Here is a 13,252-nt window from a genome sequence, read left to right as displayed (position 1 = left end):
GCGCGAATGCGCCTAATTCTTAATTGGTGCAATGCGTAAAAGCTCAGAAATGCAATTTGATTCACTAACTATGGGCGTTTTTTATACCGGCCAACTGCGCTGTAATAAACGTAATAGAAATTTCTGAAGTAGCTCGATGCTGCCAGGAAACGCCAGCGAGGACTGAATTGGTCTGCAATTGGTGTTTAGCGTTGAACTAAACAGAAAGCGATTTTAAATGAACCTGTAATCAGGTTGTCTAGGCGGCAACCGAATTTGCACCAAATTACTTCAATTGCGATTTTCCGCACTATTTTGGCTATATTGAATTGGGCGCGGTGCCAGGCGAAGGCTTCTAAAGTGCTTTGCGCAGATTACCTAAATCGTTTTTGATTTGTTATATGCGTGCGAGGCACTATGCAAACCGCGGGCATACGACATGTGGGATGCAAAGCAAGTCGATGAAATAGAAGGAAAAGCGTTCGCGAGGAGAGACGAAGGGCGTCTTTGCGGAGCAACTGATGCTCAACCTGGTACGGGCTTTGCATAGGTGGCGGGCCTTTTTAGCCGGCGACTCACAAGGCAGCCGGCATCTCGAAACCCACCGTCATTCAACGGCCGCTTGAGCCCTGTACTAACCGGAGTCCGCTGTGCTGAATACCCTCATTAACTACTCGACCCAGTCGATGGGTCTGATCCCTCTCCTCGCGTTCATCTTCCTCCTCGGTATCGCGATCATCATCGAACGATTCATGTTCTTCTCGCGTGCCGTGCGTGCCGGCAAGACTCTCGAACATGACCTGAAACTCGTCGAGCCGGCCAATCTCGACGATGCCGCAAAAGTGGCCGAGCACTACAAGCAGACCGTGCAAGGCGAACTCGTGAAGTCGGCGATGAAAGTGAAGGGCAAGAGCGAAGCCGTGGTCGAACGCGAGATCGAGGAAACGATCATGTTCCAGTTGCCGCGTCTCGACCGTAACCTTTGGATACTCGATACGGCGGTGACGCTCGGCCCCTTGCTGGGTCTGCTCGGCACGATCATCGGCATGGTCGAATCGTTCAACGTGCTCGGCACCAGCGGCACCGCGAACCCGAACGGTGTGACGGGCGGCATCGGTCATGCGCTGACCGCGACCGCGTGCGGCCTGACCATCGCGATCACCTGCGTGATCTTCCTCAACTATTTCAACAAGCGTATCCGGATGACGGTCAATCAGTTCGACCTCATCAAGTCGCTGCTCGTTTCGCGCTTCGCAGTCTGACGCCCGCACCCAAGGAGACGGACCATGCGAAACCATCGCAGCCATTACCTCGGCGGTGAAGAGAAAGCGCGCATCGAGATCATCCCGATGATCGACATCATGATGTTCCTGCTGGTGTTCTTCATGCTCGCGACGCTGAAGATGATCCAGGGCGCAGGCATCAAGCTCGACCTGCCGCAATCGAGCACCGCCGAACAGTTGCAGCAGACCATCAAGGTATCGATCGGCGTGACGAAGACGGATGAAATCTATCTGGATTCGAAGCCCGTAACGGCCGACGAATTGACCGCGCGTCTGCAAGGTCTGGTGCACGACTCGAAGAAAGTGGATGTCGCCATTGCCGGCGACGAAGGCACCAGCTACAAGAATATCGTCAAGGTGATGGATCTGGTGCGCGCGGCGGGCATCAGTTCCGTTGCATTGGCCACGAACCCGACGACATGAGTTCACCGGCCATCGACATGAAAGACCCGCAGAACCGTCTGGACGGCGCGCTCTGGGCATCGACGACGCCGGCGCATCACGGTCGTATGCCCATGAAGCTGGCGATCGGCGTTGCGCTGCTGGTCGAGGCGCTGGTGATTGTGGGTGTGGCGCACATGAGGTTCCAGCCGCCGCCGCCTCCGCCGCCGAAGGAGATGCGCGTGCAGATCGCTCCTGCGCCACCGCCACCGCCGCCGCCCGAGGTGAAGAAGCTGGAGCCGCCGCCCGCGCCGCCGAAAGCGCAACCGAAGCACGAGATACCGAAGCCGGTTCCGACGCCGCCGCCGCCGCGACCGACGCCGCAGCCGGTGATCCAGCCCACGGCGAACCCGGCTCCGAACGCTCCGGCGGTTGCGTCGCCGACGCCTGCGCCCGCAGCGGCGCCGGCCGCGCCTCCCGCGCTGCATGGCGTGGTGGACGGCCGCGGTCACTGCCAGTCGGTGCAGCCGGTGATTCCGCGCAAGGCATTGACGGACGGTATTTCCGCGGACGTGATCGCCCATCTGACGATCGGTACGGATGGCAATGTCAGTGACGTCAAGATCATTCGCGTCACGCCGCCGACCTCGGTGTTCAACGAAGCGGTGATGACCGCGGGCAAGGCGTACAAGTGCGAGAAGAATGCCGAACCTTATGTCGGCGAAGTCCAGTTCTCGTTCAGGACCACGCCGTCCGACGACGAGTAGCGACGACAACAAAGCCCGGCTTTGACGCGAACTTGCAGCCTTCGCGATTGACCCATCCGGCCTTCAACCGGGAACCGCGCGAGCGGTGGCTACCCGCCGCCGCCCGCGCGGTTTCGAAGCATCGCGCATCGGCTACGAGCCGATGCGCGTCCAGACACGCATGATGACAATCAACAGGTTTCGAGGCCCACGCACATGCGTCGCCACGACGTTCGGGGCGCGGGTTGCGATGACGCTCGTCGCGGGGCTGCTGGTCGCACCGTTGACGACGGTGTCCGCGCTCGCGAGCGCGTCGATCGCGCAGTACGACGCGCCCAGGTATCCGTCCGGGTTCACGCATTTCGATTACGCGGACCCGGATGCGCCAACCGATGGCACGCTGGTTTTTCAGAACTACGACGAAGCGCAAAGCTACGATTCGCTGAACCCTTTTCTGACGCGTGGTGCGCCCGCGCCCGACATCCTGCATCTGATGTTCGATACGCTGATGCAGCGAAGCTGGGACGAACTCGCGTCGGAATACGCATTGATCGCCGACGACGTCGAGGTGGCGCCGGACGGCAAGTCAGCGCTGTTTCATATCGACCCGCGCGCGCGCTTTTCGAACGGCGATCCGATCACCGCCGCCGACGTCAAATATTCGTTCGATACGCTGACCAGCCCGCAGGCATCGCCGCTGTTTCACTCGCAGTTCGCGGTGATCAGCCGCGCCACGGTGCTCGACCCGTCGCGGGTACGCTTCGACTTCAGGCACGTGGAACGTGACGCGCCTTTGATCGCGGGCGACTTGCCAATTTTCTCGCGCAAGTGGGCAATGCAAGCCAACGGCACGCACATCCCGTTCGATCAGTTGACTAACGTACCGCCGGTGTCGAGCGGCCCGTATCTGATCGAGCAGCGCAAGAACGACACGCAGATCGTCTACCGGCGCAATCCGGCTTACTGGGCCGCCGATTTGCCGTCGCGGCGGGGTATGTTCCATTTCGCCCGCGTCGCGTTCAAGCTCTACCACGATCATTACACGCAGCTCGAATCGCTGAAAGCGCTCGATACCGACGTGATGGTCGAATACAGTTCGATGCAATGGGCGCGCCGTTATGTCGGCAAGAACTTCGACAACGGCGCGTTGCAGCGCAAACTGTTTCCGGACCACGGCGCGCAGATGCAGGGGCTGATGTTCAACACGCGCAAGCCGATGTTTTCGGATGTACGGGTGCGGCATGCCCTTGCCCTTGCGTTCGACTACGACTGGCTGAATCGGATGACCTTCTACGGGCAGTACCGGCGCACGAACAGCTACTTCGACGATAGCCCGTTCGCCGCGCAAGGCCTGCCGACCGATGCCGAACTCGCGCTGCTCGACCCGTATCGCGCGAGCTTGCCGGCCGCCGTGTTCGGTCCGATGGTCAGGCAGGCCGACACCATTGCACCGCACACGTTGCGCGATAACCTGCGGCAAGCGCGCGAACTGCTCGCGCAAGCGGGTTGGACAGTGCGCGACGGCCAGTTGCGCGACGTGCACGGCAACCCGATGTCGATCGAAATCATCGACGATCAGCCCGGTATGGATCGCGTTCTGTTGCCGTATATGCGCAACCTGCAATTGCTCGGCATCGGCGCCCATATGCGCGAGATCGATAGCGCGTTGTATCAGAAGCGGCTCGACAACTTCGATTTCGATATGACGAGTTTTGTCTATCTGCGCGTCACGATTCCCGGCTCCGAACTGGAGCGTCGCTTCAGCAGCGCATCGGCGTCCCAGGTCGGCTCGGAGAACTATCCGGGCGTGAAGTCGCCGGCGGTCGATGCGCTGGTGCGCGCGGTGATGCGCGCGAGCACGTTGAACGAACTCGAAACCGCGACCCATGCGCTCGACCGCGTGCTCATCAACAGCTATTACCTGGTGCCCGAATATTTCGCGCCGGATACGCGCATCGCGTACAAGAGCGCGCTCGGCTATCCATCGGTGACGCCGGTCAGTTTCCAGGGCGAAGACTGGATCGTCAGCTACTGGTATCGCAAGCCGACGTCTGCTGCGGGCAGCACCGCCGCCGCGAAGTGAGGGGCTTATGTTCATCTACATCATCAAACGTCTGCTGTTGCTGATCCCGACGCTGATCGGCGTCGTCACGCTGACCTTTTTCGTGACGCAGTTCGTGCCGGGGGGGCCGGTCGAACAGGTGCTGACGCAGTTGCGTCATGGCCAGCAGCGCGGCGGCGAAGGCGCAGGCGGCGGCAGCGCGTATCACGGTAGCCAGGGCGTCGATCCGCAGCAGATCGAGCAGATCAGGAAGCAGTTCGGCTTCGACAAACCGCCGCTTACGCGCTATCTGACGATGCTGAAGGACTACGCGCGTTTCGATCTGGGTCAGTCCTACTATCACCATCAGAGCGTCTGGGCGGTGATTCGCTCGAAACTGCCGGTGTCGATCACGCTCGGATTGTGGACGGTCGTGCTGACCTACATCGTGTCGGTGCCGCTCGGGATCGCGAAAGCGGTGCGCAACGGCTCGCGCTTCGACACCGCCACCAGCGTGATGGTGCTGACCGGCTACGCGATTCCCGGCTTCGTGTTTGGCGTGCTGCTGCTGATGCTGTTTGGTGGCGGCACGTTCTGGCAGGTCTTCCCGATGCGCGGCCTCACGTCCGATAACTTCGACGAACTCAGCGCGGTCGGCAAGGTGCTCGATTATTTGTGGCACATCGCGTTGCCGGTGACGGCTTCGGTGGTGGGCAACTTCGCGATCGTCACGATCCTGACCAAGAATACGTTTCTCGAAGAGATCGGTCGGCAATACGTGCTGACTGCGCGAGCGAAAGGCGCGACCAGGCGCGACGTGCTGTGGAAGCACGTATTTCGCAACGCCGCGATTCCGCTGCTGACCGGGCTGCCCGCCGCGTTTGTCGGCGCGTTCCTGAACGGCAACCTGCTGATCGAAACGCTGTTTTCTCTCGACGGCATGGGCCAACTGTCTTATGACTCGGTGATCCGCCGCGACTATCCGGTCGTGCTGGGTTCGCTGTTCCTATTCACGCTGATTGGTCTCGTGACCAAACTCATTGCTGACGTCTGCTATGTCCTCGTCGACCCCCGCATCCAATTCAACCGTCTGGACCGATAAGCTCCCGCCCGGCGCGTTGCCGGTGTCCGTGTCGCCTGGGCGACGCGTGTGGCAGCGATTCCGCCAGCAGAAGCTCGGTTACTGGAGCCTGATCGTGTTCGCGACGCTGTTCGTGCTGAGCCTGCTCGGCGAAGTGCTGGCGAATGACCGGCCGCTGCTGGTCCGTTACGACGGCCATTATTATTTTCCGACCTTGAAAGACTATCCGGAAACGATGTTCGGTGGCGATTTTCCGACCCGCGCGAACTATCTCGATCCGTTTATCCGCAAGCAGTTGACGGAGAAAGGCAACTTCGCGATCTACCCGCCGAATCACTACCACTACGACACGATCGACTACTTCGCGGCGCGGCCGTTTCCCGCGTCGCCGTCCGCGACCAACTGGCTCGGCACCGATCAATACGGCCGCGACGTGCTGTCGCGATTGCTATACGGCTTCAGGCTGTCGGTATTGATGGCGTTCGCGCTGACGATCTCGGGCATCGTGCTCGGCGTGCTGGCGGGCGCGCTGCAAGGCTTCTACGGCGGCCGCACCGACCTGATCGGGCAACGCCTGATCGAAGTATGGAGTTCGATGCCGGACCTGTATCTGCTGATCATCTTCGCGTCGATCTTCGAGCCGAGTTTGTGGCTGCTGTTTATCCTGCTGTCGATGTTCGGCTGGCTGGTGTTGTCCGACTACGTACGCGCCGAATTCTTGCGCAACCGTTCGCTCGATTACGTTCGCGCCGCGCGCACGATGGGTTTGAGCAACTGGCAGATCATCTGGCGTCATCTGCTGCCGAACAGCATGACGCCGGTGATCACCTTTCTGCCGTTCCGGATGAGCGCCGCGATTCTGTCGCTGACGAGTCTGGACTTTCTGGGGCTGGGGGTCGCACCGCCGACGCCGAGCCTCGGCGAACTGCTTCAGGAGGGCAAGAACAATCTCGACGCATGGTGGATTTCGATGTCCGCGTTTGCCGCGCTAGTGATCACGTTGTTGCTTCTGACGTTCATGGGCGACGCGTTGCGCAATGCGCTCGACGCGCGCTCGCGCGGGTCGGCGTTCGGCGGGGCGAAGTGATGAGCGACGCAACGTTGCACAGGCCTCTGCTGGAAATCGACAGGTTCTCGATCCGTTTCGGCGGCAAGGTCGCGGTCCACGAACTGAACCTGACGATCGGACGTGGCGAGCGGGTTGCGCTGGTCGGCGAATCCGGTTCGGGCAAGAGCGTCACGGCGCTGTCGATCCTGCGCCTCGTCGAACATGCGCGGACCAGCGGCCAGATACGTCTGGACGGCGTCGATCTATTGCAGAAAACGGAGCAGCAGATGCGCGGGATTCGCGGCGCCGATGTCGCGATGGTGTTTCAGGAGCCGATGACCGCACTCAATCCGCTGTTCACGATCGGTCAGCAGATCGCCGAAAGCCTGCGCTTGCACGAAGGTCTGCGGTCGAACGCGGCGCGCGCACGCGGCATCGACCTGCTGCGCCGCACCGGCATTGCCGAGCCGGAACGGCGGATCGACAGCTACCCGCATCAACTGTCCGGCGGACAACGCCAGCGCGCGATGATCGCGATGGCGCTCGCGTGCCGTCCGCGCCTGCTGCTCGCCGACGAACCCACCACCGCGCTCGACGTCACCGTGCGTCAGCAGATCGTCGATCTGCTGATCGAACTTCAGGAACAGGAAGCTGCAGATCGCGGGATGGCGGTGTTGCTGATCACGCACGATCTGAATCTCGTGCGCCGCTTCGCACAGCGCGTGGCGGTAATGGAAAAGGGTGTGCTGGTCGAAACCAATACGACTCAGGCGCTGTTTGCAGCGCCGCAGCATCCTTACACGCAGCGGTTGCTCGACAGCGACCCGCTTCGCGAGATCGAGCCGATCGCACCGCACGCGCGTCGGGTGCTCGAGGTGCAAGGCCTCGCGGTCGATTACCGGACGGCCGCGAAAGGCTGGCGCTCGCTGTTCAGCGGTTCGACGTTTCGCGCAGTGCACGACGTCGATCTGACGCTGCGTCGCGGTGAGACGCTCGGCGTGGTCGGCGAATCGGGCTCTGGGAAATCGACGCTCGCGGCGACGCTGCTCGGTCTGCAACGGCCCGCCGCCGGCAATGTCCATATCGACGGCGCGCCGTTGTCCACCTTGCGTGGCGCGAACTCGCGCCGCGCGTTGTACTCACGGATGCAGGCGGTGTTTCAGGACCCGTTCGGCTCGCTGTCGCCTCGCATGACGGTTGAGCAGATCGTCGGGGAATGGATCGAGGTGCACCGGCCGGAAATCGACGCGCGCACGCGTCGCGTGCGGGTCGCGACGATGCTCGAGGAAGTGGGCATGCCGCAGGAGTCGATGCTGCGCTATCCGCACGAGTTTTCCGGCGGGCAGCGTCAGCGGATCGCGATCGCGCGTGCGCTGGTGGTCGAACCGGAAGTGCTGATTCTCGACGAGCCGACCAGCGCGCTCGATGTGTCGATCCAGCGACAGGTGCTGAAGTTGTTGGCGGGCTTACAGAGGAAGTACGGGTTAAGTTATCTGTTCATCACCCACGATCTGGCGGTGATGCGTGCGATGGCCCATCGCGTGATCGTGATGAAGAACGGTCGCGTGGTCGAGGCGGGAGACACGCTCGACGTGCTGAATGCGCCGTCACATCCTTACACGCAGTCGTTGCTCGCCGCCTCGATGATCGCGCCGGAGCACGACGAACCCGAGGTGCTGCGATGAGTGAATCGCGCTGGCGCCGGCCGTCTGTGCGTTGGCGCAAAACCGGTCTGCTCAGTGCGGTGACGAAAGGAGTTTGAAGCGCTTCCACAGCTTCTTCAACGTCTGATGATCGGCCGCGACGCGCGACGCGAGGAAGCCGCGAGCGAAGGCTGCGCCCGGGGCCGCCTCGGGCGACGTTGTCAGCAGCGACTTCAGAAGATGATCGGCGACGACGGCATCGTTGCGCCAGCCGAGATCATCCTGAAGCGCGGTGAGCGCGTTCACATAATTGCGCACGGCTCGCTTCGGGCACAGCGACGCGAAAAACTCCGTCGCGTATCGAACTTTCTTCGCTGCGATGCGGGCGCGGTGACGACGCTGATCGTCGAGATCGGCCAGCCCCTTGCCGCGTTTAATCAGTTTCTTGTGCCGACGGCGCAGGATATCCGCGGCGAACGGCTTCACCGGGCTGCCGATCGCTTTGCGCTGTTCGTCGGACATCTCATCTCGCCAACCCTTTCGGTTCAACCAGCGCGTGAACTCGAGCGCGAGCCGCGTGTAGCGAACCGACTCCACCGCTGCAGCCGCACGCTGCCGGTTGTTGACGGCAATCTGCTCGCACGCCTGCCTCACGGGCTGGACCTCGTTCGCATTGCCGTTGGAGCCGGCATGTTCAAGCGTCGATCCCGCGAGCACTTCCCAGTCGCGCGCGGCGCCGAGTTCCGAAGCAATCCAGCGCAATTCCTCGTTGAATCCAGAAGAGCTGGGAATGACCTTCGCAAACAGATCGAGAGCCGAACGCAAGCGGCGAAGCCCCACGCGCATCTGATGGACGCTCGATGGATCGTGGCCCGACACGACCCCCTGTTCATTCGCGTGGACCTGGTCCAGGCAGTTGCGCGCGATCGCGCAGAATGCATCCTCGACCGAATCGCGTTTATCCAGTACCACGGGGTGTGCTTTCACGGCCTCGGTGTGCTCGGCCACGAGCAACGCATAGCCGAGATCGGCCTTGCTGCGATGATCGATGCGCAGCGGAACGGATTCCAGCATGTCCAGCGCGGTGCGGTACAGCGCGTCCGGATTGCCCTGTTTCAATTCCAGTTCCACGGCGGCGAGCTGCACCGAACCCGACTCCGCCTCGATGGTTCCTTCGTCGAGCGCAAGCTCGAGTTCATCGCCGGACGGTTGCTGCAGCGCAAACGCTGATCGGTTGATCCGCGTCACGAACACGGGCTTCAGTCGGGCCGCGACGGTTTCGTCGCGAATCAGTTTTCCGCAGTCGCTCTGCTCGGGGATCTGGTCGCACAGCAACTTCAGATCGGGCGCGTCGCCATTCACCGGCATCTCGAACTCGTCTCTGTCGAACAGTCCAGCCTGCGCCGATCCGTCGAGCTTCAGCGTCTGAATTTTCTCGTTGCCGACGGCGCGCACGCGCAGCGAAGCCTTGCACCAGTGAAACGAAAATTCGGGCGTATCGAAATACGTGCTCGTCAGCAGGTGGGGAGTTCCCGCTTTCGTTCCTGATTGCCCAAGCATCGGTACTTGACGCAAAGTGCCGAGGTCTTCTTTCGCCACGCGCAGTTTTAGCTCCCGTTCCATGCCGCCTCCGAAATGAGTACCAGACCGTCAGACTACACCGGATTCGCTCGACTGCGTCGGCGTCGATCTTTCGCAGTGACCGTGCTACTAAAAGTTGTGCACCCCCCGGCGTCACATCGCCACATCTTGATTTGGAAATGATCATTTCCTATAATCGCCGCATGACTACACGCAACCATGCTGCCAGACAGCCACGTGCTCCAGGTCGTCCACGCGAATTCGACATGGACGTAGCCTTGGACGGCGCAATTCGGATTTTTCGCGAGCGCGGTTATCAAGGCGCGTCTCTGGGGGACCTCGGTTCAGCGATGGGACTCACGGCCGGCAGTATCTACAAGGCATTTGCCGATAAGCGAGCGGTGTTCGTTGCCGCCCTCGACCGCTACATCCAGATACGAAATGGCCAGTTGCAGACCTTGATCGGCGCGCAGCAAACCGGTCGCGACAAAGTCAGGGCCGTTCTGCAGTTTTATGCTGAATCGGCGATTGGCGATGAGGGCAAGCGAGGCTGTCTCGTAGTCGGAAGTGCAATCGACTTGCTGGCGCTCGATGATGAAGTCGCAAGTCGTGTCGTCGCGGCCTTGCAGCGAACGGAGCGCCTGTTGTGCCGTCTGATCCGGCTTGGCCAGACAGACGGCTCGATCGCGTCCGCCGTGGATTCGGACGCGGCTGGCCGCACGCTGCTGAGCTTGACACAAGGCTTCAGGGTGCTCGGCAAAGTCGGGCAATCCCGCGCACGCATGATGGCGGCCGCCGATCAGGCCATGCGCCTGCTGGACTAAGCACGGCAAGACATAAACTCGCATCGGCATCGCATCCTGTCCACCAGTTAGGAAATGGATATTTCCTAATGGACATTTAACGATGAGAAAACCGCTCAGCGGTGTCATCGGCCAATTCAAAGGAATCTCGTTCGTGAAAACACATCATTCGCCCGTGCCATCAGGAAGTTCCACGATGGTGAACACGTTGCCTCCATCAAGACCCGTTGCGGAGCTAGCAGGATTCGAGCACAAATTCGCGACCGTAAACGGACTTCGACTGCACTACGTGACGGGTGGGAACCCGGAGGGCGACGTGGTTGTCTTGCTCGCGGGATTTCCCGAGAGCTGGTTCGCCTGGCGCAAAGTGATGGGATTGCTCGCCGATACCTACAGAATCGTCGCACCGGACCTGCCTGGGCAAGGTGATTCGGATCGTCCGATGGACGGCTACGACACGCAGACCCTTGCAAGCCATGTCCGCGGTCTGCTCCAGCAACTCGGGGTGACCCGCTACTTTCTTGCTGCGCACGACATTGGCGCCTGGGTGGCATTTCCTTACGCGGCGATGTTCGCCGACGAGGTCCGGCGACTCGCGCTGCTGGATGCGGGAATCCCCGGCGTCACGTTGCCCGATGCGTTGTCGATTGCGCCCGAGCGTGCATGGCGCACCTGGCATTTTGCATTTCACACGCTGCCGGACTTGCCGGAAGTGCTGCTAGCCGGCAAGGAACGCGAATACCTCGAATGGTTTTTGCGGCGCAAGACGGCAAATCCCGATACTTTCACTGATTCCGATATCGACGAATATCTACGCATTCTGCGCAAAGACGGCGGCTTGCGCGCCGGCCTCGCCTACTATCGCGCGGCGCATGTGTCAGCCCGGCAGAACGAGGCGTTGAAGGGGCGTGGCATGCTCGAGCTGCCGCTGCTGACGCTTGGTTCCGATCAAGGTTCCATCGCCGATATGGCGACTCCTCTGCGAGCCTTTTTCACTGATGTGCAAGGCCGGACCATTAGTCACTGCGGGCACTTCATTCCAGAGGAACAACCGCGCGCGGTCGCTGACGAACTCACTGCGTTTTTTGCAGGCGCCGAGAAATGACGGGGGCGGGCGAATGCCTGCTTTCGCTTGTTCACGCGATGCGGGCATGTTCCACGACGATCCACGCAGACCACGCCAGCAACGCGACGCCGAGCGGCTGACCGATGGACTTGCCCCAGCGGAAATTCTTCTCGGCCGACATGATCGCGCCCAACGCCAGCATCCAGCCGACGCTGCCTGTGCCGACCGCGAACATCAGCAGCATCAGCGCCCAACAGCAGCCGATGCAGAAAGCGCCGTGACTCATGCCGAGCCGAAAGCTCTCGCGGCGAGCATTCCTGCCGCGCCAACGCTCGGTGATGAAGATGAGCGGCGAGCGGCATTTGTCGAGACATCGATGCTTGAGTCTGCTGAACTGATAGAGGCCCGCGAACGCGATGATCGCGGCACCGATCAGCCAGCCGTTCGCAAGCAGGATCGGAGATTGGTCTGCGACGCGATGCAGCGCTGCATCCAGGCTGTGCGCGACGACGCCGAACAGCGCCCACGCCGCCGCATAACCGACGATCAGAAGCGCCATCAGCGTGCGCCGGTTGTCGCGCGCGATCGTCATCCGCCGGAACGTGTCGAAAAGCGGGAAGGCAGTGGGCAGCATCATCGCCGCGATCATCAGCAGCCATGCGACGCTGTGCAGCAACGCGGCGATCGTGACGCTCGCGCCGGGCACCTCGCGGCATATCGCGCCGACGAGCGGTAGTTCGCTCCAGCTCGCGTGACGCAGATAGCGCGCGTAGGGCCCGGCGTCCCACATCCATAACGCGATCCACGCGCTGGTCGTCAACGCGACGAACAGCGGCGCGAACAGCCGCGAGCGTTCGAGCATCTTCACGATGCGAAGCTGAACGATCCTTGAATGGCGTTATGCCCCGTCAACGCAAGATCGAGACCGAGCTTTTCATGTTGCAGGCGAAAAGAGTTCGCCCTGCCGACGAAGGCAGGCGACCCCGGTATCGTCGAAAAGATGCTTTCGACCAGTTTGGTCGGTTCTCCGGTCGGGCCGCGATACGGCTCCAACTCGGCCTCGATCACCTGGCCGACTTTCATCCTGCCCTTGCCCTCGACGACCGCGTATTCGATCGTCGCGCGTTCCACGGACACGACTTCGCCGATCAGCTGGACGAGATCCGCGAGAGGGCCGCCGCGCTCGCCACGATGCACGCTTACCAGCGCATCGAATTGCGCGTCGCTCGCGCGCTCGTCGACGAACATCGCGACACGCCAGCCGCCTTTCAGCACGTTGCCCGGAATGAACGCCGCGAACGCGACCGTCAGGCCCGATACATCGACGCCGTCGATCGCGCCTTGCTCATAGTGGTAAGCAAGCGCGCTGCGGCAAATGCCGTTATCGGGATCTTCTCCGATCCAGCACGGACACAGGACCTTGCATTCGCACACTTCGAGGATGCTGCCCATCAGTTGATAGCTCATTCGCGCCTCCGCTGCCGGTTGGATCCGGCCGGGAAGAACCTGGCTGGACATCTTGTGTTGTAGACCTTAGCGGGCAGGAATCAAAGCGTCTGGCGCTGCGAATGATTGAAGCGGCTTACACAGTAAGTGCTTT

The 13,252-nt window shown here is 61.4% G+C and carries 12 protein-coding genes; 9 read left to right on the top strand and 3 right to left on the bottom strand.

Annotation, left to right across the window (positions count from 1 at the left end):
- Positions 1 to 629 precede the first annotated feature (629 nt).
- From BJG93_RS31975 to BJG93_RS31945, 7 genes are all read left to right on the top strand, one after another.
- Positions 630 to 1,241: a MotA/TolQ/ExbB proton channel family protein gene (locus BJG93_RS31975; protein WP_027194475.1), complete on the top strand. Its 612-nt coding sequence runs from the start codon at positions 630 to 632 to the stop codon at positions 1,239 to 1,241.
- Positions 1,242 to 1,265: 24 nt separating this feature from the next.
- A complete protein-coding gene (locus tag BJG93_RS31970; RefSeq protein WP_027194474.1) occupies positions 1,266 to 1,685 on the top strand; it encodes an ExbD/TolR family protein in 420 nt (139 codons plus the stop codon).
- Entirely contained in the window at positions 1,682 to 2,410 is a 729-nt protein-coding gene (locus BJG93_RS31965) for an energy transducer TonB (protein WP_027194473.1), read from the top strand. Before BJG93_RS31970 ends, BJG93_RS31965 begins: the two co-directional genes overlap by 4 nt.
- Positions 2,411 to 2,573: 163 nt before the next feature.
- Positions 2,574 to 4,472, top strand: coding sequence for an extracellular solute-binding protein (locus tag BJG93_RS31960; RefSeq protein WP_034477711.1), 1,899 nt, complete (start codon positions 2,574 to 2,576; stop codon positions 4,470 to 4,472).
- 7 nt (positions 4,473 to 4,479) lie between these two features.
- Positions 4,480 to 5,532, top strand: coding sequence for a microcin C ABC transporter permease YejB (locus BJG93_RS31955; protein ID WP_027194471.1), 1,053 nt, complete (start codon positions 4,480 to 4,482; stop codon positions 5,530 to 5,532).
- Positions 5,486 to 6,598 (top strand): ABC transporter permease, encoded by a 1,113-nt coding sequence (locus tag BJG93_RS31950; protein ID WP_027194470.1) that lies wholly within the window; start codon positions 5,486 to 5,488, stop codon positions 6,596 to 6,598. The genes BJG93_RS31955 and BJG93_RS31950 overlap by 47 nt, the downstream gene beginning before the upstream one ends.
- Positions 6,598 to 8,244, top strand: coding sequence for an ABC transporter ATP-binding protein (locus BJG93_RS31945; RefSeq protein ID WP_027194469.1), 1,647 nt, complete (start codon positions 6,598 to 6,600; stop codon positions 8,242 to 8,244). The genes BJG93_RS31950 and BJG93_RS31945 overlap by 1 nt, the downstream gene beginning before the upstream one ends.
- Positions 8,245 to 8,295: 51 nt before the next feature.
- Here the strand turns inward: BJG93_RS31945 and BJG93_RS31940 are convergent, their stop codons facing one another.
- Positions 8,296 to 9,825, bottom strand: a complete 1,530-nt coding sequence (locus BJG93_RS31940) for a CYTH and CHAD domain-containing protein (RefSeq protein WP_027194468.1) — start codon at positions 9,823 to 9,825, stop codon at positions 8,296 to 8,298.
- A 224-nt stretch (positions 9,826 to 10,049) separates the two neighbouring features.
- Here BJG93_RS31940 and BJG93_RS31935 point away from each other — a divergent pair, with 224 nt between their 5' ends.
- Both BJG93_RS31935 and BJG93_RS31930 read left to right on the top strand, forming a co-directional pair.
- Positions 10,050 to 10,607 (top strand): TetR/AcrR family transcriptional regulator, encoded by a 558-nt coding sequence (locus BJG93_RS31935; RefSeq protein ID WP_027194467.1) that lies wholly within the window; start codon positions 10,050 to 10,052, stop codon positions 10,605 to 10,607.
- 175 nt (positions 10,608 to 10,782) lie between these two features.
- Positions 10,783 to 11,691, top strand: coding sequence for an alpha/beta fold hydrolase (locus BJG93_RS31930; RefSeq protein WP_051374189.1), 909 nt, complete (start codon positions 10,783 to 10,785; stop codon positions 11,689 to 11,691).
- 31 nt (positions 11,692 to 11,722) lie between these two features.
- Here the strand turns inward: BJG93_RS31930 and BJG93_RS31925 are convergent, their stop codons facing one another.
- Both BJG93_RS31925 and BJG93_RS31920 read right to left on the bottom strand, forming a co-directional pair.
- The gene (locus BJG93_RS31925; protein ID WP_034477448.1) at positions 11,723 to 12,514 is read right to left on the bottom strand and encodes a DUF2182 domain-containing protein; all 792 of its coding nucleotides are present in this window, start codon (positions 12,512 to 12,514) and stop codon (positions 11,723 to 11,725) included.
- Positions 12,515 to 12,516: 2 nt separating this feature from the next.
- A complete protein-coding gene (locus BJG93_RS31920; RefSeq protein ID WP_027194464.1) occupies positions 12,517 to 13,119 on the bottom strand; it encodes a DUF1326 domain-containing protein in 603 nt (200 codons plus the stop codon).
- Positions 13,120 to 13,252: the final 133 nt, after the last annotated feature.

The sequence above is a fragment of the Paraburkholderia sprentiae WSM5005 genome (genome assembly GCF_001865575.2).
In the GTDB taxonomy this organism is placed as follows: Bacteria; Pseudomonadota; Gammaproteobacteria; order Burkholderiales; family Burkholderiaceae; genus Paraburkholderia; species Paraburkholderia sprentiae.
Note: the sequence above shows the minus strand (reverse complement) of the source record. Positions and strands in the feature narration are given on the sequence as shown.